Origin of the sequence: uncultured Lutibacter sp., assembly GCF_947493565.1 — a bacterium.
Classification (GTDB): domain Bacteria; phylum Bacteroidota; class Bacteroidia; order Flavobacteriales; family Flavobacteriaceae; genus Lutibacter; species Lutibacter aestuarii.
The window spans coordinates 369,095-393,001 of sequence record NZ_CANLRG010000002.1 but is presented as its reverse complement, the minus strand read 5'-3'; the positions used below and the strand labels follow the sequence as shown (position 1 = coordinate 393,001).

At 29.4% G+C, this 23,907-nt stretch carries 25 protein-coding genes; 10 read left to right on the top strand and 15 right to left on the bottom strand.

Annotated features, from left to right (window positions below; all coding sequences use genetic code 11):
- Window positions 1–4: 4 nt before the first annotated feature.
- The 3 genes from Q0714_RS03635 to Q0714_RS03625 all read left to right on the top strand — a co-directional run bounded on the left by Q0714_RS03635 (window position 5) and on the right by Q0714_RS03625 (window position 3,198).
- A complete protein-coding gene (locus Q0714_RS03635; RefSeq protein ID WP_298262949.1) occupies window positions 5–2,071 on the top strand; it encodes a DUF5689 domain-containing protein in 2,067 nt (688 codons plus the stop codon).
- 189 nt (window positions 2,072–2,260) lie between these two features.
- Window positions 2,261–2,593 (top strand): hypothetical protein, encoded by a 333-nt coding sequence (locus Q0714_RS03630; protein ID WP_298262948.1) that lies wholly within the window; start codon window positions 2,261–2,263, stop codon window positions 2,591–2,593.
- A gap of 272 nt (window positions 2,594–2,865) precedes the next feature.
- Window positions 2,866–3,198 carry a hypothetical protein gene (locus Q0714_RS03625; RefSeq protein WP_298262947.1) on the top strand — a complete coding sequence of 111 codons (333 nt, stop codon included), beginning with the start codon at window positions 2,866–2,868 and terminating at the stop codon, window positions 3,196–3,198.
- Between the two features lie 61 nt (window positions 3,199–3,259).
- Here Q0714_RS03625 and Q0714_RS03620 read toward each other — a convergent pair whose 3' ends face one another.
- Window positions 3,260–4,231, bottom strand: coding sequence for an endonuclease (locus Q0714_RS03620; RefSeq protein WP_298262946.1), 972 nt, complete (start codon window positions 4,229–4,231; stop codon window positions 3,260–3,262).
- A 137-nt stretch (window positions 4,232–4,368) separates the two neighbouring features.
- Between Q0714_RS03620 and hflX the strand changes: the two genes are divergently transcribed.
- Entirely contained in the window at window positions 4,369–5,583 is a 1,215-nt protein-coding gene (gene hflX / locus Q0714_RS03615; RefSeq protein ID WP_298262945.1) for a GTPase HflX, read from the top strand.
- Here the strand turns inward: hflX and Q0714_RS03610 are convergent.
- The 6 genes from Q0714_RS03610 to Q0714_RS03585 form a co-directional block, all read right to left on the bottom strand.
- On the bottom strand, window positions 5,580–6,677 hold the full coding sequence (locus tag Q0714_RS03610) for a CNNM domain-containing protein (RefSeq protein WP_298262944.1): 1,098 nt from the start codon (window positions 6,675–6,677) through the stop codon (window positions 5,580–5,582). The two genes, hflX and Q0714_RS03610, sit on opposite strands and share 4 nt — an antisense overlap.
- A gap of 102 nt (window positions 6,678–6,779) precedes the next feature.
- Window positions 6,780–7,649, bottom strand: coding sequence for a DUF3078 domain-containing protein (locus Q0714_RS03605; protein WP_298262943.1), 870 nt, complete (start codon window positions 7,647–7,649; stop codon window positions 6,780–6,782).
- Between the two features lie 66 nt (window positions 7,650–7,715).
- Window positions 7,716–8,591: a DUF3078 domain-containing protein gene (locus Q0714_RS03600; protein WP_298262942.1), complete on the bottom strand. Its 876-nt coding sequence runs from the start codon at window positions 8,589–8,591 to the stop codon at window positions 7,716–7,718.
- 91 nt (window positions 8,592–8,682) lie between these two features.
- Window positions 8,683–9,189, bottom strand: coding sequence for a DUF2480 family protein (locus Q0714_RS03595; protein WP_298262941.1), 507 nt, complete (start codon window positions 9,187–9,189; stop codon window positions 8,683–8,685).
- On the bottom strand, window positions 9,190–9,510 hold the full coding sequence (locus Q0714_RS03590; protein ID WP_298262940.1) for an iron-sulfur cluster assembly protein: 321 nt from the start codon (window positions 9,508–9,510) through the stop codon (window positions 9,190–9,192).
- 51 nt (window positions 9,511–9,561) lie between these two features.
- Window positions 9,562–9,984 carry a SufE family protein gene (locus tag Q0714_RS03585; protein ID WP_298262939.1) on the bottom strand — a complete coding sequence of 141 codons (423 nt, stop codon included), beginning with the start codon at window positions 9,982–9,984 and terminating at the stop codon, window positions 9,562–9,564.
- A 100-nt stretch (window positions 9,985–10,084) separates the two neighbouring features.
- Here Q0714_RS03585 and Q0714_RS03580 point away from each other — a divergent pair, with 100 nt between their 5' ends.
- Together Q0714_RS03580 and Q0714_RS03575 are read left to right on the top strand one after the other, a co-directional pair.
- Entirely contained in the window at window positions 10,085–11,011 is a 927-nt protein-coding gene (locus tag Q0714_RS03580) for a PfkB family carbohydrate kinase (protein ID WP_298262938.1), read from the top strand.
- Between the two features lie 63 nt (window positions 11,012–11,074).
- On the top strand, window positions 11,075–12,973 hold the full coding sequence (locus tag Q0714_RS03575) for an amidophosphoribosyltransferase (protein WP_298262937.1): 1,899 nt from the start codon (window positions 11,075–11,077) through the stop codon (window positions 12,971–12,973).
- A gap of 69 nt (window positions 12,974–13,042) precedes the next feature.
- Here the strand turns inward: Q0714_RS03575 and Q0714_RS03570 are convergent, their stop codons facing one another.
- From Q0714_RS03570 to fbp, 5 genes are all read right to left on the bottom strand, one after another.
- Window positions 13,043–13,651: a superoxide dismutase gene (locus Q0714_RS03570; protein WP_298262936.1), complete on the bottom strand. Its 609-nt coding sequence runs from the start codon at window positions 13,649–13,651 to the stop codon at window positions 13,043–13,045.
- 174 nt (window positions 13,652–13,825) lie between these two features.
- Window positions 13,826–14,431, bottom strand: a complete 606-nt coding sequence (locus Q0714_RS03565) for a MarR family winged helix-turn-helix transcriptional regulator (RefSeq protein ID WP_298262935.1) — start codon at window positions 14,429–14,431, stop codon at window positions 13,826–13,828.
- A 368-nt stretch (window positions 14,432–14,799) separates the two neighbouring features.
- Window positions 14,800–15,063 carry a DUF2024 family protein gene (locus Q0714_RS03560; RefSeq protein WP_298262934.1) on the bottom strand — a complete coding sequence of 88 codons (264 nt, stop codon included), beginning with the start codon at window positions 15,061–15,063 and terminating at the stop codon, window positions 14,800–14,802.
- Window positions 15,064–15,201: 138 nt separating this feature from the next.
- Window positions 15,202–15,435 (bottom strand): thioredoxin family protein, encoded by a 234-nt coding sequence (locus Q0714_RS03555; protein WP_298262933.1) that lies wholly within the window; start codon window positions 15,433–15,435, stop codon window positions 15,202–15,204.
- Window positions 15,436–15,685: 250 nt separating this feature from the next.
- Window positions 15,686–16,708, bottom strand: coding sequence for a class 1 fructose-bisphosphatase (gene fbp / locus Q0714_RS03550; RefSeq protein ID WP_298262932.1), 1,023 nt, complete (start codon window positions 16,706–16,708; stop codon window positions 15,686–15,688).
- Window positions 16,709–16,835: 127 nt separating this feature from the next.
- Here fbp and Q0714_RS03545 point away from each other — a divergent pair, with 127 nt between their 5' ends.
- Genes Q0714_RS03545 through Q0714_RS03535 form a run of 3 tightly spaced genes read left to right on the top strand, consistent with a single transcriptional unit; the run spans window position 16,836 to window position 20,437 of the window.
- Complete coding sequence (locus tag Q0714_RS03545) at window positions 16,836–17,315, top strand: GNAT family N-acetyltransferase (protein ID WP_298262931.1); 480 nt, start codon at window positions 16,836–16,838, stop codon at window positions 17,313–17,315.
- Window positions 17,316–17,318: 3 nt separating this feature from the next.
- Window positions 17,319–18,566: an aspartate kinase gene (locus Q0714_RS03540; protein WP_298262930.1), complete on the top strand. Its 1,248-nt coding sequence runs from the start codon at window positions 17,319–17,321 to the stop codon at window positions 18,564–18,566.
- Window positions 18,567–18,601: 35 nt separating this feature from the next.
- Window positions 18,602–20,437, top strand: coding sequence for a lysophospholipid acyltransferase family protein (locus tag Q0714_RS03535; RefSeq protein WP_298262929.1), 1,836 nt, complete (start codon window positions 18,602–18,604; stop codon window positions 20,435–20,437).
- 6 nt (window positions 20,438–20,443) lie between these two features.
- On the opposite strand, the gene Q0714_RS03530 is transcribed toward Q0714_RS03535, so the two are convergent.
- From Q0714_RS03530 to panB, 3 genes are read right to left on the bottom strand one after another with little or no spacing between them, the layout of a single operon-like run.
- The gene (locus Q0714_RS03530; protein ID WP_298262928.1) at window positions 20,444–20,731 is read right to left on the bottom strand and encodes a TM2 domain-containing protein; all 288 of its coding nucleotides are present in this window, start codon (window positions 20,729–20,731) and stop codon (window positions 20,444–20,446) included.
- 33 nt (window positions 20,732–20,764) lie between these two features.
- On the bottom strand, window positions 20,765–22,114 hold the full coding sequence (locus Q0714_RS03525; RefSeq protein WP_367181315.1) for an NAD(P)-dependent oxidoreductase: 1,350 nt from the start codon (window positions 22,112–22,114) through the stop codon (window positions 20,765–20,767).
- Entirely contained in the window at window positions 22,115–22,933 is an 819-nt protein-coding gene (panB, locus tag Q0714_RS03520) for a 3-methyl-2-oxobutanoate hydroxymethyltransferase (RefSeq protein WP_298262927.1), read from the bottom strand.
- 149 nt (window positions 22,934–23,082) lie between these two features.
- Here panB and Q0714_RS03515 point away from each other — a divergent pair, with 149 nt between their 5' ends.
- Complete coding sequence (locus tag Q0714_RS03515) at window positions 23,083–23,877, top strand: HAMP domain-containing sensor histidine kinase (RefSeq protein WP_298262926.1); 795 nt, start codon at window positions 23,083–23,085, stop codon at window positions 23,875–23,877.
- Window positions 23,878–23,907 lie beyond the last annotated feature (30 nt).

Sequence of the window (23,907 nt, the reverse complement as noted above, 5' to 3'; positions counted from 1 at the left end):
TGCCATGAAAAGTTATAAAAAATTAAATCACCTTATAATTATTCTTTTAATTCAATATTTTTTTGGAGCATGTGTAAAAGACAGTGATTTTTCAACTCCTAATGTTGAATGTACAGAACCTCTTATCACTGTTACCAATACCATCGCTCAAGTAAAAGAGATGTATACATTTGGAGGAGCAACCTTAATCAATACAGATGTTGTTATAGAAGGTTATGTAGTTTCAAGTGATAAGTCTGGTAATATTTATAAAAGTTTATCTATTCAAGACAAGCCCAAAAACCCAACTTCTGCTATAAAAATAGCCATCGATCAAACTGATATTTATACAAAATTTGATGTTGGAAGAAAAGTATATGTTCAATTAAAAGGTTTGACGATTGGGTATAGTTATGGAAGCATTCAAATTGGAAAAGCTAAAGCTACCGAACTAGGAAGCATTCCTGCATTAGAAGTTTCAAAGCACATCATACGATCTTGTGAAACTGCTGAAATAACACCTAAAAAAGTTGCTATTTCTGACTTAAACAAAGAACTATTAGAAATGTTAATTGAAATTGAAAATGTTCAATTTAAACCTTCTGATTTAGGCAAATCATTTGGAAATATTGATAATACCTCAACCGTAAATAGAATACTCGAAGGTTTTGATAGCAACTGTCAATTTAATGGACAAATTACTTTAAGAAATAGCGGCTACGCCAATTTTAAAAATGAATTGTTGCCAAATGGAAAAGGGTCTCTCATCGGAATTTTCAGCAATTATTATGATGATTTTCAATTTTATTTAAGAAATACTGACGACCTTCAACTTACCAACGAACGCTGTGATTATTCCACTGCTTTTAATCCAACCATTACACTCTCTGAAATTAAACAAATGTATACCAATACTATGGTTGAATTTGGCACTGAAAATAATTATATTGTTGAAGCTTATGTAATTTCAAGTGATGAAAATGGCAACTTTGAAAATAGCTTATACATACAAGATGCTATTGAAAATCCAACAACAGGAATTCAACTATTATTAGACCAAGAAGCCATATTTGATAACTTTAATGTTGGAGATAAAATATATATAAAATTAGATAAATTGTATATGAATAACCTTGATGGCGTTTTAACAATTGGCTATCCTAAAGGTAATAAAATAACTAAAATTACAGCTGAAGACATTCATCAATTCATTTTCAATAGTGGTGTAAACAAAACGTTAGTTCCTACAGAAATTACAATTTCAGAAATAAATAACCCAACCTATAATAGTACTTTGGTAAAAGTTAACAATGTCCAACTAATTGAAAACGAACTTGGAAAAGCATATACCTATTTTACTGGTGAAAATGATGCTTTTAGAACTTTAGAAACTTGTAGTGAATTAGAGAAACTATTAGTTTTCACCAATGGAAACGCAACGTTTGCTAACGAACAATTTCCAAAAGGAAACGGAAGTATCATTGGAATTTTAAACACAAGTTTACAAATAAGAAATACAACAGATGTTGAGTTTTTAGAAAATTTTGAAACTTGTCCAATTATTATTCCTAAAATTATGATAACTGAAGTAGCTGACCCTAAAAACGAAGTTTCAGCTCGTTTTATAGAGCTTTATAATGCTGGTAAAACTGAAATTAACTTATCTGGCTGGAAATTAAATAAATACATTAATGGATCAACTACCGTTTCAAGTGGTGCTATAGATTTAACGGGTATTACAATTTTGCCAGGAGATTTTGCCATTATAGCAAATACTGGTTATGCTACAATATTTTCTGACATACCAAATATAGAAAGTAGCTATATTTCAGGAAATGGAGACGATGTTTACGAACTAGTTGATAACTTAGGAAATACAATGGATATTTTTGGAATTATTGGTGAAGATGGAAATGCTACAAACTGGGAATATTTAGATGGTAGAGCTATTCGAAATTTGGAAATAAATGAACCTAACCCAATCTTTACCATTAGTGAATGGACCATTTTTTCCAATGCAGCAAATGACTTAATTTCATATCCAAATTCGCCGAAAAATGCTCCAAATGACTATACTCCAAATTTAAGATAATGCAATAAAAATACCTATTTTAACTTTTATTTTATACATATAATAATTTTTTAACTTTATATGTAGTATATTAATAATATTATAAAATTTCCTTATTGTTGTGGTAATTTTTTAAAACATTGATTTTCAATACATTTATTTGGTAAATTTGAATAGTAAATAACTACTATAAATTTGATTTTAATAATTATGAATAAATTTAAATTATTGGCTATTGCCTTAGTAATGGGAGCAACAAGTTTAGTTGCAAATAACATTGAAAACCCAAACACTTCTAAAGATGAAATAAGAAAACAAATTATCGAATTACTAGAAGATTCAAGTACAAAAATCTCTGCCGATACATATATTAACATTACATTTACTTTCAATACAGAAGGTGAGATTGTAGTTTTAAAAGTTGAATCAATTGATAAAGAAGTTTTATCATTTATTAGAGAAAATATTAATGGTAAAAAAATTGAAAAACCTGGAAAAGTTAATAAACAATATGTAATGCCTATTAATGTGATAAAAAAATAATACTCACAATTTAACTAACTCAAAAGCTCAAATCATTTGGTTTGAGCTTTTTTATTTTTACATTTTAACATAATTTAAGTTAAAAAACAGATTTCATTTACTAAAAACATTATAAATCTTTTCTCATAAATCAACAACCTAAGCTCAAACACTCCTAATAATTAACTATTTAAACACCGTTAAATACGTGTTAATTAGGTTAAAGAAAGTCCATTAAATCCAATTTCAATTTAAATTTGAGTAAAACAAAGTTAAACTAAAACCTATCTATTATGAAAAAATTTAAATTATTGGCTTTAGCCATAGTAATTAGTACAGCTGGTTTATTTGCAGCAAACACTGAAAATCCTGAAAACTTAAACAAAGAATTAAGAAACCAAATTGTAAAGTTATTACAAACACCTGATTTTGTAATTGAAAAAGATATTACCGTAACTTTAAAATTTACATTCAGTTCAGAAGGGGAAATTGTAGTTTTATGCCCTGGGTGTGAAAACAAAGACATTGTAGCTTATATTAGAAAAAACTTAAACTATAAAAAATTTGACACTCCTGGTGAAAAAGATAAAATATATACAATGCCTTTAAAATTAAAAGCATCATGAAAAATAAAACCTATTTTTAAAAAAACTCAAGCTGTTAAGTTTGAGTTTTTTTATGCGTCTATCAATTTTTTTTCAAATAAACATATACAGGAAAATGATCACTTAAACCACCTAAATACCATTTACCAACATAAGTTCTAAAGGGGTTTCCTTTAAATTTTCCTTTCCATTCTCTCAAAAAATGTTTATCAAAAACTTCAGCATATTTAAAAGAATGTCTTCCCTCTTCAACATTTAAAAAGTTTTTCGAAAAAATAATTTGATCGAATAAATGCCACTGATGCTTATGATTCAATGTTCCATTACCAGTACAAATCAAACGTTCCATTGGATTATAAAATCTATGATTGACTAGGTATTCTTTTATACTCTTATTTATTGGATCGTCATTAAAATCACCCATAATAATAATTTTAGGATCTTCTATCTCCTTATCAATTTTATCAACTATATGACCAACTAATTGAGCTGCTTTAATTCTTTTCTCTTCAGATTCATCCTCACCGCTTCTTCTAGAAGGCCAATGGTTAACAATCACAAAAATCAATTCTCCATTCAATTTCCCTTTGACCAATAAAATATCTCGGGTATAATCTCTTTCCCTATTTTCATTAGTTATTATCAGCGGAAAAGTTTCAGAATGTAACAGTTCAAACAATTCTTTTTTATACAACATTGCAACATCAATACCTCTTTCATCTGGAGAATCATAATGCACAATCCCATAATTGTGTTTTTTTAGCTGATCTGTTTGTATCAAATCAGTTAAAACTTCCCTGTTTTCCATCTCTACCAACCCTATAATAACCGGAGAATGATACGATTTTTCAGCACCAAGCTGAGCTATAACATTAGCTATTTTTTTTACTTTTCTTTTATAACGTTTATAATTCCAATTCTTTTTCCCTTCAGGTGTAAAATCATCATCTAAAGTATTCGGGTCATTTTTGGTATCGAATAAATTTTCAAGATTGTAAAAAGCAATGGTATAAGCTTTGTTATTTTTTCCTTTTGATTTGAAATATGAGAACATAAAAATTTTTTAAAATCCACAAAATACAAAATTACATGTAAACATTGTATTGTATCTTTGTCAAAAAATAATCGTCAAAAGTATTTTTTGACCATTAAAATTTTTAAAATGACTTTAGCAAATTAGCTATTTATTATATGATTGAAGAAAAAAAAGTAACATCTGAAGAAGCTGTTTTAATTGGTATAATTACCCAACATCAAAACGAAGATCAATCCAACGAATATTTAGATGAATTAGAATTTTTAACACTAACAGCTGGTGGCGTTGCCGTAAAAAGGTTTATTCAAAAATTAGAGACCCCTAACCCTAAAACTTTTATTGGAGCAGGAAAATTAGAAGAAGTTAAAAACTATATGGAACTTCACCATATTGAAACCGCAATTTTTGATGATGAACTTTCCGCAGCACAGTTACGTAATATTGAAAAAGTTTTAAACTGTAAAGTTTTAGATAGAACAAACTTAATACTTGATATTTTTGCTTCGCGTGCACAAACTAGTTACGCACGTACGCAAGTTGAATTAGCTCAATGCCAATATCTATTGCCACGATTAACAAGATTATGGACTCACCTTGAACGCCAAAAAGGAGGAATAGGAATGCGTGGGCCAGGTGAAACAGAAATTGAAACCGACCGAAGAATTATTAGAGATAAAATAACCCTACTTAAAAGCAAACTAAAGGTTATAGATAAACAAATGGCTGTTCAAAGAAAAAACCGAGGGAAATTGGTGCGAGTTGCATTAGTAGGGTATACCAACGTTGGAAAATCTACTCTTATGAACGTCGTTAGTAAAAGTAATGTATTTGCAGAAAATAAATTATTTGCCACGCTTGACACTACTGTTAGAAAAGTTGTCATAAAAAATATTCCTTTTCTATTAACAGACACCGTTGGTTTTATTCGAAAATTACCTACGCAGTTAGTGGAATCTTTTAAATCTACCTTAGATGAAGTTAGAGAAGCCGATTTATTGTTACATGTGGTAGATATTTCTCATCCAAATTTTGAAGATCACATAGCTTCAGTTAATAAAATATTAGATGAAATAAAAAGCGCTAATAAACCTACTATTATGGTTTTTAATAAAATTGATGCTTACAAATATGAAACCATTGATGAAGATGATTTAGTAACTGAAAAAACTAAAGAACATTATACTTTAGAAGATTGGAAAAAAACCTGGATGAACAAACTAGATGAAAATAATTGTTTATTCATTTCGGCTTTAAACAAAGAAAACTTAGAAGAGTTTAGGAAAAAAGTTTTTGAAGAAGTTAAAAAAATACACATTACTAGGTTTCCTTATAACGACTTTTTATATGAAGAATATGAAGAAGAAAATTAGTCGTTTTCTTCTTCATTTTTCTTTTCATAAATAAGCCCTATTTTTTTGGCTCTAGTTTCCCAATTTTTACGAGCTAAATATTGCAAATCAGCAATTGCATCACTTTCATCCATAATTTCTAAACCTAACAAGGTTTCAATAACATCTTCCATAGTTACCAAACCACTTGTAGCTCCATATTCATCTACCACCAAAGCAACATGCTCTCTTTCAGAAATAAACCGTTCAAATAAATCTGGAATAGGTAAATTACGGTTAGTTACTAAAATTTCTCTTTTTAATTTTGAAAGTTTTTCTTTTCCATTACCATTAATAATTTCTTCTAAAACTTCTCCTTTTAAAACAAAACCTGTAATATTATCCGCATTTTTATCATAAATTGGAATTCTAGAAAACCTTAACTTAGGATATTTTTCAAAAAAAGATTGAATAGTATCGTTTTCAGAAGCTGTAATCATTACAGTTCTTGGTGTCATAATATCTTTTGCTAATACTTCTTTAAACGTAAGTAAATTTTTTATAATTGCACTTTCACTTTCTTCAAAAACACCTTCTTTATGAGCAATATCTGTCATTGCATGAAAATCTTCTCTACTTAAAATAGAGCCATGAACTCCTTTACCACCAATAAGTTTTGTAGTAAGTTGCAACAACCATAAAATTCCAGTCCATTTTAACGGAAAAATTAAAGCTACCAATGCCTTTGAAGTAAAATTAGCCAACTGTTTCCAATAAGTTGCTCCAATTGTTTTTGGAATAATTTCAGAAACTACTAATATTAAAAAAGTCATAATTGCAGAAATAATTCCCACGGTATTTACTCCTAAAATATTAATCTCAAAAGGTAATTTATCTGCCTCTACGCCCACTAAAATAGCTCCAACTGTATGCGCTATGGTGTTTAATGTTAATATTGCAATTAAAGGTTTATCAACATCTTTTTTTAATGCTTCTAAGGTATAAGCAAAATTTTTTCTTTCTTGTTTTTTTATATTTATAAAGGTTGGGGTAATACTTAGAAGCACCGCTTCAAGTATTGAGCATAGAAAAGAAAAAAAAATGGATACAATAGCGTAAAATAAAAGTAACGACATTTTTAATAATGTTTAGTTGCTAAAATAACTAAATAATTTTCAATTTTGAAATAAAAAAAGACACCTAAAAAGTGTCTTTAAAATTTTGTTTTGGTTTTATGCTTAAAACGTATAATTTACACCTATTCCAAAAACTTCTCTCACTTGAAAACCTTCAAAGGCATTATCATCGTATATAGTTTGAAAAGTTAAATTGGCTGATAAGAATTTATTAATTGACATTACTAAATTCATCGTATAATCTAAATCTATATTTTGTGGGTCTTCTAAATAATCAGCATATAAATTTAAAATATTCTCCATAGTAACATTTTCCATTAAAGTAACTTTTGCATATGCTGAAGCATTGAACCCTAACTCAAATCTAGAGCTTTTACCCTCTTCAACTCCAAAATAAGCATCATTAGGTAAAGTAAAGCTTTTATCTACAAAAACTAATTTTACTGTTGCTGGAGCTAAATTAAATTTTAGATTATCGCTTTTTTTCCATAACATCCCTGGTCCAAATGATAAATTAGCAGGCGACATAAAATTGGTGTATTCAGCTCTTGTTTCTTTTCCATTTGAATCTTTTCCATAAACGTATCCTTTTGTAAACTGAGTTTTAAAATTTAAAAACCCTGAATAATACCAATAACCAGAAGCTTTTTTACCCAATAAAGAATTAAATTCAAACCTATCGTCTGTTTTCTTTTCAAACTCACTGTTTTTACTCTTAGTTAATCCATAAGCAGCTATAATTTTATTATCCCACGTAAAATTATTTTTCACGTAATTAAAATCGTAATTAATTCCTAAATTTCCAGCTATATTATTTTCTCCTCCAGCTACCCAATCTGAAAATGCTGACTGATTAAACAATAAAGTGATTGTTCCTTTTTTAGACCATCCTTCCTTAACTTGATCTTTATCTTGTGCAAAAGAAGCTGTTAGCATTAGTGCAAAAACAAATAGTAGAATTATTTTTTTCATAATAGTTTTTTTAGTCACAAATATTTTCTTTTTTAAAATTATTAAAAATATTTATATAAAATTGAATTAAAAGTCATATTTAAATCCAAAGCCAAAAACTTCACGAAGCTGAAACCCTTCGTAGGCATTGTCATCATATATGGTTTGGAAAATTAAATTTGTAGTAAAATACTTATTAATTTTCATGAAAATATTTAAGGTATAATCTAAATCAAAATTTTTAGTATCTTCTAAATAGTTAGAATAGATCGCTACCGTATTTTCTACAGTTATATTCTCCATTAAATCAAATTTTAAATATCCCGTAGCACTAAAACCAAGCTCTAAACGAGTATTTTCTCCTTCTTCAACACCAAAATAGGCGCTTTTTGGTAATGTGAATTCTTTATCTACAATTACCAATTTTGTAGTAGCGGGTGCTATGTTAAATTTAAAATTCTCATTTTTTTCCCACAACATACCAGGTCCTAATAAAAATGTAGCAGGTGAAAAGAAATTAGTATATTCTGTTCTAATCTCTTTACCATTTTCATCTTTACCATATTTATATCCTTTTGCAAACTGAGTTTTAAAATTAAAAAGAATCGAATAATACCAATAATTATCTGCATTGATACCCAAAAGCGAGTTAAATTCTAAACGATCATCGGTCTTTTTTTCAAACTCCGTATTTTTACTTTTTGTTATTCCATAAGAGCTAATGATATTATTTTTCCAGGTTGTATTTCCTTTTGCATAATTAAATTTATAATTAACACTCACATTTCCTGCCAATGTATTTTCTCCTCCAGCAATCCAATTTGAAAAAGCAGATTGATTAAACAACAGTGTAAACCTTCCTTTTCTTTCCCAATTTTTTTTGGGGGTTGTGTCTTTGTTTTCTTGTGAGTGTGAGAGTGTAATGTTTAAAATAAGTAATACTATTAATGAAGCTTTCCTCATGATATTTAAATTGATATCTTTTTAACTATAATTTAAACTCACAAAATTAAAAAATATGTTACTACTGCTTAAAAAAAGTTAAGAAAACGTTTTAGTTGCGTTTAAATAAAGGAACAGTTGAGCAAGCTTCTCCAAACATTATTGATTTTACAATTGGTTGCAGTTTCGTAATCAACTGTAAATAAGCAGTTTCAGGAATAGGTTTATTTGCACAACCTTTTATAATCACTGGTCTTCCTCTATATTCTTCAAGGTTTATATTTTGAACAATTTGTTGAAATATTGAAGTTTCAAGAACAGACAAGTCTCCTATAACAATGTTTTTAGCATACGGTGAAAGGTACGTTGTAATTAACATGTATGCCCAAGAAGGTATAATTGCATCCGTTGAACAAGTTAAAGCTACAAAGTGATTATTATACTTAGTCCAATCGTAATTTTTAAGATGCTCTCTAAATTCAGTTTCTCTTAAAATAAGTTCTTGAAACAACCATTTTTTAATATCAATAATCGTTCTTTTACCTTGAGGGTAAAAATCTTCAAGATCAATTGTTTTAAGTTTACTATTTGCTACTCTATTTACAATTTTGTTTGCCATTTATAAAAACCCAAGTTCTAATTTTGCCTCTTCACTCATCATATCTTGAGTCCACATTGGATCAAATGTAATTTCAACTTCTGTATTTTTAACTTCATCAATTGAATTGACTTTTTCTTCAATTTCAACGGGTAAAGTTTCGGCCACAGGACAATTAGGCGATGTAAGCGTCATTAGTATTTTAACGTCATTGTTTTCACTAACAAAAACATCGTAAATTAAACCTAATTCAAAAATATCTACTGGAATTTCAGGATCATAAATAGTTTTTAACATGGTAACTATTTTATCTCCTAATTCTTCTACACGTTCACTATTCATTATAAAAACCTTTCTTTATATTCATTCTAAATAAGTACAAATATACATTATTTAACTTAATTTTGATTGAAAAGCTAAGGCATATAATTTAATTTGTTTAATCATCGAAACTAACCCATTAGCTCGTGTTGGAGAAAGGTGTTCTTTTAAGCCAATTTCATCAATAAAATATAAATCAGCATCTAAAATATCCACAGGTTTTTGATGGTCAAAAACACGTAATAATAAGGCAACAATTCCTTTGGTTAAAATTGCATCACTATCTGCTGTAAAATGAAGATCATCACCTTCAATTTCAGCTTGCAACCATACTTTTGATTGACACCCTACAATTAAATTTTCATCAACTTTATAGCTTTCTTCAATTAATGGAAGTGATTTTCCTAACTCAATAATGTATTCATATCGTTGCATCCAATCATCAAACATGGAAAACTCATCTATAATTTCTTCTTGTATTTCTTTGATAGTCATTTTTTAAACTTATTTTTGCAAAAATAAACACATAGGCTGTTAAAAAAAAATATTAAGTCAATTATAAAGCTTTAAATGTGTGTATTAGATATTTGATATTATGAGTAAATTATTAATAGTAGGTACAGTTGCTTTCGATGCAATTGAAACTCCTTTTGGAAAAACAGACAAAATTTTAGGTGGTGCGGCTACTTACATTTCATTGTCTGCTTCTCAATTTGGCATTAATTCTGGAATTGTTTCTGTAGTAGGGGGAGATTTTCCAAAAAAATATTTAAAAAAATTAAATAAGCGGTTTATAAATACAGATGGTGTTGAAATTGTTGAAAATGGCAAAACATTTTTTTGGAAAGGAAAATACCATAACGATTTAAATTCGAGAGATACTTTAATTACAGATTTAAATGTATTGGCAGATTTTAAACCAATAGTTCCTGAAAATTTTAAGGATACTGATTTTTTAATGTTAGGTAATTTACATCCTACGGTACAGATGGAAGTTATAAAACAAATACCTAACAGACCCAAATTGGTTGTTTTAGATACCATGAATTTTTGGATGGATAATACATTACCCGAACTAATGGAAGTAATTGCAAAAATTGATGTAATTACCATAAACGACGAAGAAGCTCGCCAGTTATCTGGGGAATATTCTTTAGTTAAAGCTGCTCAAAAAATTCACAATATGGGGCCAAAATATGTGGTAATAAAAAAAGGAGAACACGGCGCATTATTATTTAACAATGGAAATGTATTTTATGCTCCTGCACTACCTTTAGAAGAAGTTTTTGACCCAACTGGAGCTGGAGACACTTTTGCTGGTGGCTTTATTGGGCATATGGCAAAATCAGGTGACATTTCATTTGAAAACATGAAAAGAGCTGTAATTTCAGGTTCTAATTTAGCTTCTTTTTGTGTAGAAAAATTTGGAACTGAACGCATGGAGAATTTATCACAAGAAGAAATTCAAAAAAGATTATTACAATTTAAACTATTAACTCAATTTGAAATAGAATTAAGTTAAATGAAATTCCGCGCAAATGCGGAATTTTTTTATTAACTTAGAAATACTACTAATATTAAATAAATGAGCGACGCTATTAAACATGAATGTGGAATTGCAATGGTTAGGTTGCTAAAACCACTACAATATTATAAGGACAAATACGGAACAGCTTTTTACGGGTTAAACAAAATGTATTTGTTAATGGAAAAACAGCATAATCGTGGTCAAGACGGAGCTGGCTTGGCAAGCATTAAGTTTAATGTTAATCCCGGAACACGCTATATTAGCCGTGTTCGATCTAATGCAGACCAACCAATACAAGATGTTTTTGCTCAAATTAACAGTCGTTTAAACACTTTAAACGAACAATTTCCTGAAAAAATAAATGATGTAGATTGGCAAGTTAATAACGCCCCTTACATTGGAAATTTATTTTTAGGACATGTACGTTATGGAACATTTGGTCAAAATAGTATTGAAAGTGTTCATCCTTTTTTACGCCAAAGCAATTGGATGCACAAGAGCTTAATTGTTGCAGGTAACTTTAACATGACCAATTCTAAAAGGCTGTTTAGTGATTTAGTTGAAATTGGTCAGCATCCAAAAGAAATGACTGATACAGTAACTGTAATGGAAAAAATAGGTCATTTTATAGATGATGAAGTTGCAAAACTGTATCAAAAATTAAAAAAAGAAGGGGTTAATAAAAAAGAAGCTTCTCCTTTAATTGAAAAAAGAATTAATGTCAAAAAAATATTAAAGCGTTCAGCTAAAAATTGGGATGGAGGTTATGCTATGGCTGGTCTATTAGGACATGGAGATTCTTTTGTATTGAGAGATCCTGCTGGAATTAGACCTGCATTTTATTACAAAGATGATGAAGTTATTGTAGTTGCTTCAGAACGACCAGTAATTCAAACGGTGTTTAATGTTGATATTAATGATGTCAAAGAATTAGATCCTGGACATGCACTAATTATCAAAAGAAGCGGTAAAACTACTATTGATGAAATTAGAAAACCGTTGCCAAAAAAATCTTGTTCATTTGAACGTATTTATTTTTCAAGAGGTAGTGATGCAGATATATACACCGAAAGAAAAAGTTTAGGAAAATTAGTATTTCCAAAAATTTTGGAAAAAATTAATAATGATTTAAAAAACACCGTGTTCTCCTACATTCCAAACACAGCAGAAACTTCATTTTATGGAATGCGAGAAGCCGCAGAAGAATTTTTAAATCAACAAAAAACCGCTGCTATATTAAATGGTCAGCGAAATTTATCCGCTGAAAAAGTAACAGAAATTTTATCAGAAAGTCCTCGAATTGAAAAATTGGCTATAAAAGATGCTAAATTAAGAACTTTTATTGCGGATGATAATAGTAGAGATGATTTAGTTGCCCATGTGTACGATGTAACTTATGGAATTGTAAAACCTAACGATAATTTAGTAATTATTGACGACAGTATTGTTAGAGGAACTACATTAAAGAAAAGTATCATTAAAATTTTAGATAGGTTAAAACCTAAAAAAATAATTATAGTTTCTTCAGCTCCACAAATTCGTTACCCTGATTGTTATGGAATTGATATGGCAAAAATGGGAGACTTTATTGCCTTTAGAGCTGCTTTAGAATTGCTTAAAGAAACCAATCAATACCATATTGTTGACGAAGTTTATGCTACTTGTAAACAACAACAACATTTAGAAGATTCACAAATTAAAAATTCCGTTAAGGACATATATACGCCTTTTTCCGATGAGCAAATTTCAAACAAAATTGCTCAAATGTTGAAAACTGAAGAAATAAATGCTGAGGTTGAAATTATTTATCAATCTGTAGATAATTTACACAAAGCTTGCCCAAATCATTTAGGTGATTGGTATTTTACAGGAGATTATCCAACACCTGGTGGAAACAGAGTAGTAAACGATTCATTCATTAATTTCTACGAAGGTTCAGATAAAAGAGCCTATTAATAAATAACATTACAATAAAAAAGCTCACCAATTGGTGAGCTTTTCATTTTTTAGTTAGTAGTAGTACTTTTATTTTGCCGCAGCATAACGTTTTTCAACTTCATTCCAGTTAATCACATTAAAAAATGCGTTAATATAATCTGGTCTTCTATTTTGGTAATGTAAATAATAAGCATGTTCCCAAACGTCTAAAGCCAATATAGGTGTTCCTCCACAAGCAACTCCAGGCATTAAAGGATTATCTTGGTTTGGTGTAGAACAAACTTCTACTTTACCTCCTTTATGAACACACAACCAAGCCCATCCAGATCCAAATCTAGTTGCAGCTGCTTTAGCAAATACATCTTTAAATGCATCTACTGATCCATATTCAGCAATAATTGCATCTTTTAATTCTCCAGATAAGTACCCTTTATTTTCAGGGTTCATTACTTCCCAAAACATACAGTGATTGTAATAACCTCCTCCGTTATTTCTAACTGCAGCGTTATTCATGTCTAATCCTGTGATAATATCTTCAATAGATTTTCCTTCTAAATCTGTTCCAGCAATTGCATTGTTTAAATTGTTGGTATATCCAGCATGATGTTTAGTATGGTGTATTTCCATTGTTCTTGCATCAATATGTGGTTCTAACGCATCATAAGCGTACGGTAATTTTGGTAATTCAAAAGCCATAATTGTAATTTTTTAGTTAAAATTAAAAAGTATTCAAAGGTAACGAACGATTTTGACACTTAAAAATCGAATGTATTTATAGTGATATTGTTTAACTTTATAAGATTAAAACTAATTTGACTGCTAATTTTAAAGCCTCAATAAGGTCATGTACAAGCTATCCTTTATTCTTTTTCACGTTATTGTTTCGTGCTCTGGGCAGTCCACTCGAATTTCAGATTCGGCAAGTTTTGTATTTAGTAAGTTGCAATAATGTAATCCTTTTTCAGTTTTGTAATATGAACAATTAAAACACATTCTTTGAATGGTAATTATTCCTGACTTGTTCAAGTCATAAATCAATTTCAGCAATCCGTTAAGCATTATTATTTTTTGTTCTTCGGTCAATTTTTCAATTGGTTGTTCTATCGACGAAGCAAAAAATGATGCTTTTTTTGCTATTTTTTTCCCTTCATCAGTAAGCGAAAGGGTGTAACTTCTTGTGTCAATTGGGTCTATCTCTTTAGTAACTAATTCTTTAGAAAGCAAAACTTTAACGCTATCACTAATAGTGGCTTTGGTCATGTTGAACTCATTTGCCAAATATCCTACTTTACATTTTTCAACGGAATGGAAAGAGATGAATATCAAAATCTGAATTTGAATAGGACTTAGTGAATTTTGTTTGCTTTCATTCCACAGCAACACTCTAAATGCTTCTGAAATTCGTTCTAAAGCCACCACAATACGGCTTTCTATTTTTTGGTTTTGCTCGGTTAAGTGAAAAGATGATTTATTCATATGGTTTGAATTTTATACAACATCAATCAGGCAATATTGGTTGCTCTTGTTTTTGCTTCTTCGGCTTTTTTCGTCTTTAAATAACTCATCAGTTGTTTGGATAAAAAGTGACAGCCAATCCGAAAGTTCAACTTCACTCATTGTCGTCTGCTTCCTCAACGCAATATGCTTCTGCATTGGATTGCTCAAAAAACTGTGTTCTCTTGATAAGATACTTGCACAAAAAGAATACCTTATTGAAAGGTGAGTTCCCCAATTTATTTTGACTATATCGTTAAAAACATAACTCAAAACAGAGTTGTTTCTTAATCTACCATAAAAAGTATTCTCTATAAGTTCTATATCCTTTCGATTTGTAATATCTAACTTTATTTGCAATTTTCCATTTCAATAATGAAGTAACCTTTTTGATTTATTTCTGCTTGCCATTGTGGTTTGACGGTTTCAATGTGGCAAAACCTGCATTCCTTTGATGTTAAAGGTTGTCCACCTTGTCCTTTTACTTTTAAGTAATCTCTACCATAATTGTAAATTACGGCAGTGTCTTTAATTTCCTGTGGAGCAATGATGTCGAAGTGCATGATGCTTCCATCTTTTTTTGTTACATAAGTATCCCAAACTGCTACTTTCATTTTATTTAATTTATGTTTGTTGTTAGCTATAATCCTATTAAAAGATTAAAAGCAAAACAATGTTTAATACTAACTTTATATTGTTTTAAATAAAAAGCCCTGTAAAGTTAGCAATCCTAACAATGCAGGGCAAATTTTTTAGCCTTTTACCTCAGCCATAGAAGCACCAAAATTGATATGTAGTACATTTCCATTAGGTGTTATCAAAGCTGGAACAGATTTCACACCTGCTTTTTCTGCTTCTTCAATACGATTACGGTATTCTCCAATGTGAACAAGTTCTACATTGTCAGCACCAATTAAATTAACGATGTCGTGTTCTGCACTAATGCATACCGGACATCCTGCGTGATAAAAAATTGATTTTGCCATTTTACTAATGTTTTAAGTTATGTTTTGGTAGTATTACCATGACAAATATAGTAAGGATTCCTAACTTTAAAAAATATTTTTTGAGAATTTATTTTTAAAATTCCAAAAAATTATTGGCAATCAGTTGTAAAAAAAATTGAAGAAGAATTTAGTTCGATTGTCTTTCAAGATTGTAAAATAGGTGTGTAATCATTTTTTAGGCTGTTTACAACTTCAATCTAACTTTTTAAAATTAGGTTTCTCCTTATAATTAATAATCGGCATCCTTTGGGTATTTACTCATAAACTCTTCCGCCTTTTCAACCATATTTTTACTTCCGCAAAAAAAAGGAACACGTTGGTGAAGTTCTGTTGGCTTAATATCTAAAATGCGTTTATACCCATCACTGGCTTTTCCATTGGCTTGTTCTGCTAAAAATGCCATGGGGTTACATTCATACAATAAACGCAATTTTCCTTTGGGTCCTATTGAACTTGTTGGGTAAATATAAATTCCTCCCTTAATCATATTTCTATGAAAATCTGAAACTAATGAACCTATATAACGTGAAGTATATGGTCTGTCTTCTTTTTCTTCCTGACAGTATTTTAAATAATCTTTTACTCCTTGAGGAAAATGCACATAATTTCCTTCGTTTATAGAATAAATTTTTCCTTTTTCAGGAAATCTCATATTTGGATGTGATAAATAAAAAGATCCAATTGCTGGATTTAATGTAAACCCATTTACCCCATGTCCAGATGTGTACACTAACATGGTAGAAGTTCCATAAACCACATAACCAGCAGCAACTTGTTGATTGCCGCGTTGTAAAAAGTCAACTTTTTCAACAGGAGTACCTATTGGAGTAACTCTTCTATAAATTGAAAAAATAGTTCCTACTGAAACATTTACATCTATATTAGAAGAGCCATCTAAGGGATCAATTAAAACCACATATTTATTCTCATTGGTTTCATGTTTTCCTTTAATAGTAACGTAATCATCTTCTTCTTCACTGGCAATACCACAAACAATTTCTCTATTTATAAGTGTTTGCATAAACACATTATTTGCATAGACATCTAATTTTTGTTGATCTTCTCCTTGAACATTGGTATCTCCAGCATCTCCTAAAATATCTACCAATCCGGCTTTGTTAACTTTGTAATTAACAACTTTAGCCGCTAATTTAATAGAGCTTAATAAACGGTTAAATTCTCCAGAAGTAGATTTGTAATGTTTTTGATTTTCAATAATAAATTCACCTAAAGTGAGATTACTTTTTTCCATTGTAGCAGATAGTTGTGTGATTATGCAAATATCGAGAAAATTATTTTTAAAAAGACATTTGTTTGTAAGATACTTTGAGTAAAGATTTTTTACTTTAGCCAACACAATTAAATTTAAGTTTTAAAAAATGAGTTTTATAATTAGAGAAGGTAAAAGCAAAGATATGCCTGCTGTTCTAAAATTAATAAAGGAATTAGCGCATTTTGAAAAAGAAGCTGATGCTGTAGAAGTTACCATTGAAAAGCTAACAAATGATGGGTTTGGAGAATTTCCATTATTTAAAACTTTTGTTGCCGAAATGGACAATGAAATAGTTGGAATGGCACTATTTTACCCAAGATATTCTACGTGGAAAGGACCAACAATTCACCTTGAAGATTTAATTGTTACGGAAGAAAAAAGAGGCTATAAAATTGGAAGTGCTCTATATACTAAAGTTATTGAATATGGATATAAAAAAGGGGTGAAACGAATTGAATGGGTAGTGTTGGATTGGAACACTCCAGCAATTGATTTTTATAAAAAAACTGGAGCCACTATTTTAAGAGATTGGGATACAGTTCAACTTGAAGAACAAGCTATTAAAAATTACATAGAAAACTTATAATTTATGAAGGTTTTTAAATTTGGTGGTGCGTCTGTAAAAGATGCAATTGGGGTAAAAAACATACTAAAAGTATTGAAAAAAGAAGGCTTTGAAAACACCTTAATTGTAATTTCTGCCATGGGTAAAATGACCAATGCTTTTGAAAAAATTGTAACTGCCTATTACCAAAAATCAAAAGATTTAAATCAGCATATAAATTATACGAAAAACTATCACTTAACAATTACTACTGAGTTATTTAACTCAAAAAAACATCTTATTGACACAGAGATAGAAACTTTATTTGGACATTTAAGTGGATTTTTAATCACCAATAAATCGACAGATTATAATTATATTTATGATCAAATAGTTGGTTTTGGCGAACTACTTTCTACCAAAATAATTAGCTTTTATCTTAATGAAAATAACATCCCCAATAATTGGATTGATGTAAGAGATTTTATAAAAACCGATGCCAATTATAGAGATGCAAAAGTAGATTGGGAAAAAACTATTACAACTATCCAACGTTTAGATAAAAATAAGCTATTTATAACACAAGGTTTTTTAGGACAAAGCTCAAACAAAAACACAACAACTTTAGGTCGTGAAGGATCTGATTATAGTGCTGCAATTTTTGCCTATTGTTTAAACGCTCAAAGCCTAACTATTTGGAAAGATGTTGAAGGGGTTCTTAATGCAGATCCTCGCTATTTTGAAAACACACAACTTTTAGAACAAATTTCATATAACGAAGCAATTGAAATGGCGTTTTATGGAGCTTCAGTCATACATCCAAAAACATTAAAACCCCTTGAAAATAAAAACATCCCTTTGTATGTTCGTTCATTTGATAACTTAAAAAATGTAGGAACCACCGTTAGCAAAGGTCATTATTTAGTTCCTGAGGTATCTTGTTTCATCTTAAAACAACAACAAATTTTAGTTTCAATTTCTGCTAAAGATTTTTCATTTATGGTTGAATCTAATTTAAGTGATATTTTTAAAGTATTGCATACCTTTAAATTAAAAGTAAATTTAATTCAAAACTCTGCTTTAAGTTTCTCTGTTTGTATTGAAGATAAGTTCAATAATTTCACTCAATTTTTAAATGAAATTAGTTTAAATTATACTATTACGTATTTTGAAAATGTAGTACTTTACACCATAAGACATGCTACAGAAAATGCTATCAAAAAAATTGAACAAAAAGGAGAAACTCTTTTAAAACAATCTACACAAGGAACTGTTCAATTAGTTATAAAATAAAAGTGTATTTTTGTATTTCCCTTAATTTACAATAAATGAGTTTAGTCACTGCTAAAGAAGTTGCAAAAGTAATAAACCTAGATAAATATGGCTTTGTAGGCACATTTTTTGGCTGGTCACTAATGAAAATTCTTCGTATCTCTGCTATCAATAGAATTTATAATAAAAATAAACATTTAAAAGATTTAGAATTTTTTTCAGCTTTGTTAAGCGATTTACAAATTAAATTTGAAATTCCTGAAGAAGATTTAAGAAGAATTCCAAAAACAGGGGCCTTTATTACCGTTTCAAACCATCCGTTAGGAGGTATTGATGGTATTTTATTATTAAAATTATTAATTGAAAAAAGACCAGATTATAAAATAATAGGAAATTTTTTGCTGCATAGAATTGAACCTATGCGACAATTTATAATGCCTGTGAATCCTTTTGAAGATAGGAAAGATGCTCAATCTAGTATAGGTGGAATCAAAAATGCTTTAAATCACCTTAACCAAGGGTTTCCTTTAGGCGTATTTCCTGCAGGAGAGGTTTCTACCTATAAAGACGGAAAGTTGATTGTAGATCGCCCTTGGGAAGAAGGTGCTATCAAATTAATCCAAAAGGCAAAAGTTCCAGTTATTCCTATCTATTTTCACGCAAAAAATAGTCGATTATTTTATTTTTTATCTAAGTTAAACCCCAAATTACGTACCGCTAAACTTCCATCAGAACTTTTGTCACAAAAAGAACGTGTAATTAAAGTTCGAATTGGAAGAGCCATACAAGTAGCTGACCAGGAAGAATACAAATGCACACAAGATTTTTGCGACTTTATTCGTAGAAAAACATATATGTTAGCTAACCCATTTGAAAAAAAGTCCAAAACATTAAGTACGTCTTCATTAAAAATACCGAAACCTCCTAAACAAATTGTCGGCCAAAAAAATGTTGAAAAAATGATTCAAGAAGTGAATCAGCTCAGAGAAAACAATGGTCGCTTGCTAAAAAGTAAAAATTATGAGGTGTTTTTTGCCCCAAGCAAATCCATACCAAACATTATGTTTGAAATTGGCAGACTTCGTGAAATTACCTTTAGAGAAGTTGGTGAAGGAACTAATGAATCTATAGATTTAGATGAATTTGACAAATACTACCATCATTTATTTTTATGGGATGATTATAAAAAATGTTTAGTGGGTGCTTATCGTATGGGACTTGGAAAAAATATTTACAAAAAATATGGCGTTCAAGGATTTTACATACATACACTGTTTAAGTTTGAGCCTGAACTCTATACTATGATGGAAAACTCTATTGAAATGGGACGTGCATTTATTATTAAAGAATACCAACAAAAACCAATGCCTTTATTTTTACTTTGGAAAGGTATTGTTCATATTACATTAAGACATCCTGAATATAAGTACTTGATAGGTGGAGTTAGTATTAGTAACCAGTTTTCAAATTTTTCAAAATCCTTAATGATTGAGTTTATGAAATCTCATTATTACGACCCTTATATTGCTCAATATATCCATCCTAAAAAAGAATACAAGGTTAAATTAAAAGATGCAGACAAAGATTTTGTTTTTGATGAAGCAAAAGCAGATTTAAATAAATTTGACAAAGTAATTGATGAGATAGAACCAGGAGCTTTACGTATCCCTGTGCTAATCAAAAAGTATGTAAAACAAAATGCTCGATTAGTGGCTTTTAATGTTGATCCTAAATTTAACAATGCTGTAGATGGACTTATGTATATAAGAGTTGCTGACATCCCTGAAAGCACTGTAAAACCTGTAATGGAAGAGTTTCAAGCTGAATTAGAAAGCAACGCAGATTGCGAAAATAATGAAGGTGAAGTTAGTAAATCCTCACCTTTTTTATAATTGGGTTTAAAACCATTCTTTTTTGTTGGTTTGATACATATATACAAACTCTTCATCAGATTTTGTTAAATAAATAATCCCTTCTACTAAACCTATAATACTTGTAATAGCCGCTCCAACGCCACAAGTTACAATTGTAATGGCCAACATGATTATTCCTTGAGTTGTGTAACCCAACACAAATTTATGAACTCCAAAAGAACCTAAAAGTATGGCTAAAATACCTGCAATAATTCTTTTGCTTTCTTCACTGCTTTTTGGAATTACGTTTCCATTTTCATCAATTACATCCATTGTTTATTATTTGTTTTTAATTATTAGTTTATTTTATAAAAAAGCACTATCAATAGGCTCCCATAATTCAATTTTATTACCTTCAGGATCCAAAATCCAAGCAAATTTACCATAGTCGTATTCTTCTAACTCACCAACTACAGTAACTTTTTCTTCTTTTAATTTTTTTAAAAGTTCCTTTAAATTATGAACTCTATAATTAAACATAAAGTCTTTTTTCGAAGGTTTAAAATACGTTGTTTCTTTCTTAAATGGACTCCATTGTGTACTAGCACTTTTATTTTCCAAATCTTTCCACCAAAAAGTACAACCCCAATCATCAGTATTAAACCCTAAATGAATTTGATACCACATTTTTAACTTTTCAGGATTTTCACATTTAAAAAACAAACCTCCAACACCAGTTACTCGTTTAATTTTTAATGGTTCTTGTTTTTTATTTTCAGAAAAAAAGATGCTCTCAACTTTATCAACAATTGTTTGTGCTAATTTTTTTTTAGACTCAACTGTCCATCCTGCTATATGAGGTGATAATAGCACATTATCAGCCTTGATTAAATAATCAAAAGCTTTTGGAAGCTGTTCATTTTCAAATAAATTTTCAAATGATAATTTTTCGTATTCTAAAACATCTAAACAAGCACCCAATACCTTTTTATTTATTAGTGCATCAACTAAATGATTTGTTACAACTGCAGAACCTCTTGCAGTATTTATTAGGTAAAAAGGGTTTTTAAATGAGCTTATAAAATTAGAATTCACCATGTTATGAGAACATTTGTTAAATGGCGTATGCAAACTTAAAACTTCGGTTTTTTCTTGAAGCTCCTTTAGGGAAACTTGCCTACAGTTTTCATCACCAACACCTTCTTTAATATCATAACAAATTACTTCACAATCAAAGCCTTTTAATTTTTTCGCAAATGCTTTTCCCATATTGCCATAACCAATAATTCCAACGGTTTTGCCTTCAAGTTCTAAACCTCTATTTGTTTCACGTAACCAATTCCCAGCTCTTATTTCTAAATCGGCTTTTTTTAAGTTATTAAATAAAGAAAGTATCATTCCTAAAGCATGTTCAGCCACGGCATTTCTATTTCCTTCAGGAGCTGAAATTAGATGTATTCCTTTTTTATGAGCGTAATCAACAGCTATACTTTCTAAACCTGCACCTACCCTAGCAATAAATTTTAAATTTGTAGCTTTATCTAAAAATTGTTGATCTATATTAAAACGACTTCTAATAACAATTCCTTGATAATTTCTTATTTTTTCTTCAATTTGCTCTTTTGTTGAAGTATAGTCTTCATCACAAATACATCCTAAATTTTCAAGTCCTTTTTGAAGAATGTCATGGTTGGTATCTATTAGAAGTACTTTCATTTAATATTGTTCATTATCGCTAGGAAAATCAAGGCTTTTAACGTCTTTAATATAATTCTCAAAAGCTTGAGTCATTTCAGTATATAAATCAAGATATCTTCGTAAAAAACGAGGATGGAATTCGTGGGTCATTCCAAGCATATCGTGCATGACTAAAACTTGTCCATCAACACCATTACCAGCTCCAATTCCAATAACAGGAATTGACAAACTTACTGCGACTTCTTTTGCTAATTTTGCTGGTACTTTTTCCAATACCAATGCAAAGCACCCTAATTCTTCAAGTAATAAAGCGTCTTCTTTTAATTTTTGTGCTTCTTCATCTTCTTTTGCTCTTACTGAATATGTTCCAAATTTATAAATAGATTGTGGAGTTAAGCCTAAATGCCCCATTACAGGAATTCCAGCTGTTAAAATTCTGGAAATAGATTCTCTAATTTCACTCCCTCCTTCTAATTTTACTGCATGTCCACCAGATTCTTTCATAATTCTTATAGCAGAATCTAAAGCACTTCTAGAATTTCCTTGATAACTTCCAAAAGGCAAATCTACAACTACTAAACTTCTGTCAATTGCTCTTACCACAGAACTTGCATGATAAATCATTTGATCTAATGTAATTGGTAATGTAGTTTCATGACCTGCCATTACATTTGATGCAGAGTCTCCTACCAAAATAATATCAATACCGGCATTATCTAATATTTTTGCCATTGTATAATCATAGGCTGTTAGCATGGCTATTTTTTCGCCATGATTTTTCATTTCTATCAAGCTTTTGGTAGTTATTCTTTTATAATCTTTTTTTGCAGAAGACATATTTTGTTTTTTAATTAATCAAAAAGTAAAAGTAATCAAAAAAAGAGATTTGTATAAATGTACATCCATTTAAATATGGTATAAAATGAACTTGAAAAAATTTGAAAAGTGTTAGAATAAATTTACTTTTACTTAAAAATCATTCAACTTTGAATAAAAAAGAGAAAACATCTAAAAATAAAATTGAAGAATTAGAAGAAAAAATTATTGATTTAAGTTTAAAATTAAGAACTAAAAATATAGAATTAGAGGAAGTCCAAAAAAGAAATAAAACAATTTTAAGCAAATTAATTCATAACATAAAAAACCCTGTAGGTGTTATTTTTTCTTTTTCAGAAATTATGTTAGAAAGTGCTGAAGATTATACTTCAGATAAGTTAAAAAAACACGCACAAATAATAAACAATTCTGCTGATTTTTCTATTCAATTTTTAAATAGTTTGGCCAACTACACACGAATACATTCTCAAAATTTTAACTTAAATAAATCTTCAAATAACTATATAGAAACTGTTCAAAGTGCCATAGCCTTTTATAAAGAAACAGCAGCAGCAAAAAATATTGAACTTTCTAAAAACTTTAATGAAAAACCTATTTTTTTAAATATAGACCACTCAGAAATTTTAAAAGTACTTAAAGCAATTATTCACAATGCTATAAGATATTCTAAATCAAATACTACTATAAAAATCTCCATTTCACAAGATAAAAAAAATATAACCACCACAATAACCGATCAAGGAATTGGTATTTCAGAAGTAGATTTACCAAATTTATGTAATGAATTTTTTGTGGTTAATACCTATTCAGAAGATAAACAAAAATGTATTGGTTTAAGTTTAAATTTGGCAAATAAAATTTTAAAACTTCACAACGGATATATCAAAATCAACTCTATAATTGAACAAGGAACCTCAGTTAGCATTATTCTTCCAATAAAATAGTATTTATCTTAAAAAATACTTATTTTAAAG

Bases quoted from the DNA above. Each gene is read 5' to 3' on its own strand.
- Q0714_RS03540 (WP_298262930.1), top strand. From the start codon at position 17,319: ATGAAGGTTTTTAAATTTGGTGGTGCGTCTGTAAAAGATGCAATTGGG.
- Q0714_RS03605 (WP_298262943.1), bottom strand. From the start codon at position 7,649: ATGAAAAAAATAATTCTACTATTTGTTTTTGCACTAATGCTAACAGCT.
- Q0714_RS03575 (WP_298262937.1), top strand. From the start codon at position 11,075: ATGAGCGACGCTATTAAACATGAATGTGGAATTGCAATGGTTAGGTTG.
- Q0714_RS03590 (WP_298262940.1), bottom strand. From the start codon at position 9,510: ATGAATAGTGAACGTGTAGAAGAATTAGGAGATAAAATAGTTACCATG.
- Q0714_RS03560 (WP_298262934.1), bottom strand. From the start codon at position 15,063: ATGAAAGTAGCAGTTTGGGATACTTATGTAACAAAAAAAGATGGAAGC.
- Q0714_RS03585 (WP_298262939.1), bottom strand. From the start codon at position 9,984: ATGACTATCAAAGAAATACAAGAAGAAATTATAGATGAGTTTTCCATG.
- Q0714_RS03525 (WP_367181315.1), bottom strand. From the start codon at position 22,114: ATGAAAGTACTTCTAATAGATACCAACCATGACATTCTTCAAAAAGGA.
- Q0714_RS03620 (WP_298262946.1), bottom strand. From the start codon at position 4,231: ATGTTCTCATATTTCAAATCAAAAGGAAAAAATAACAAAGCTTATACC.
- Q0714_RS03580 (WP_298262938.1), top strand. From the start codon at position 10,085: ATGAGTAAATTATTAATAGTAGGTACAGTTGCTTTCGATGCAATTGAA.
- Q0714_RS03545 (WP_298262931.1), top strand. From the start codon at position 16,836: ATGAGTTTTATAATTAGAGAAGGTAAAAGCAAAGATATGCCTGCTGTT.
- Q0714_RS03630 (WP_298262948.1), top strand. From the start codon at position 2,261: ATGAATAAATTTAAATTATTGGCTATTGCCTTAGTAATGGGAGCAACA.
- Q0714_RS03530 (WP_298262928.1), bottom strand. From the start codon at position 20,731: ATGGATGTAATTGATGAAAATGGAAACGTAATTCCAAAAAGCAGTGAA.
- Q0714_RS03600 (WP_298262942.1), bottom strand. From the start codon at position 8,591: ATGAGGAAAGCTTCATTAATAGTATTACTTATTTTAAACATTACACTC.
- Q0714_RS03555 (WP_298262933.1), bottom strand. From the start codon at position 15,435: ATGGCAAAATCAATTTTTTATCACGCAGGATGTCCGGTATGCATTAGT.
- panB (WP_298262927.1), bottom strand. From the start codon at position 22,933: ATGTCTTCTGCAAAAAAAGATTATAAAAGAATAACTACCAAAAGCTTG.
- hflX (WP_298262945.1), top strand. From the start codon at position 4,369: ATGATTGAAGAAAAAAAAGTAACATCTGAAGAAGCTGTTTTAATTGGT.
- Q0714_RS03595 (WP_298262941.1), bottom strand. From the start codon at position 9,189: ATGGCAAACAAAATTGTAAATAGAGTAGCAAATAGTAAACTTAAAACA.
- Q0714_RS03565 (WP_298262935.1), bottom strand. From the start codon at position 14,431: ATGAATAAATCATCTTTTCACTTAACCGAGCAAAACCAAAAAATAGAA.
- Q0714_RS03625 (WP_298262947.1), top strand. From the start codon at position 2,866: ATGAAAAAATTTAAATTATTGGCTTTAGCCATAGTAATTAGTACAGCT.
- Q0714_RS03610 (WP_298262944.1), bottom strand. From the start codon at position 6,677: ATGTCGTTACTTTTATTTTACGCTATTGTATCCATTTTTTTTTCTTTT.
- fbp (WP_298262932.1), bottom strand. From the start codon at position 16,708: ATGGAAAAAAGTAATCTCACTTTAGGTGAATTTATTATTGAAAATCAA.
- Q0714_RS03535 (WP_298262929.1), top strand. From the start codon at position 18,602: ATGAGTTTAGTCACTGCTAAAGAAGTTGCAAAAGTAATAAACCTAGAT.
- Q0714_RS03635 (WP_298262949.1), top strand. From the start codon at position 5: ATGAAAAGTTATAAAAAATTAAATCACCTTATAATTATTCTTTTAATT.
- Q0714_RS03570 (WP_298262936.1), bottom strand. From the start codon at position 13,651: ATGGCTTTTGAATTACCAAAATTACCGTACGCTTATGATGCGTTAGAA.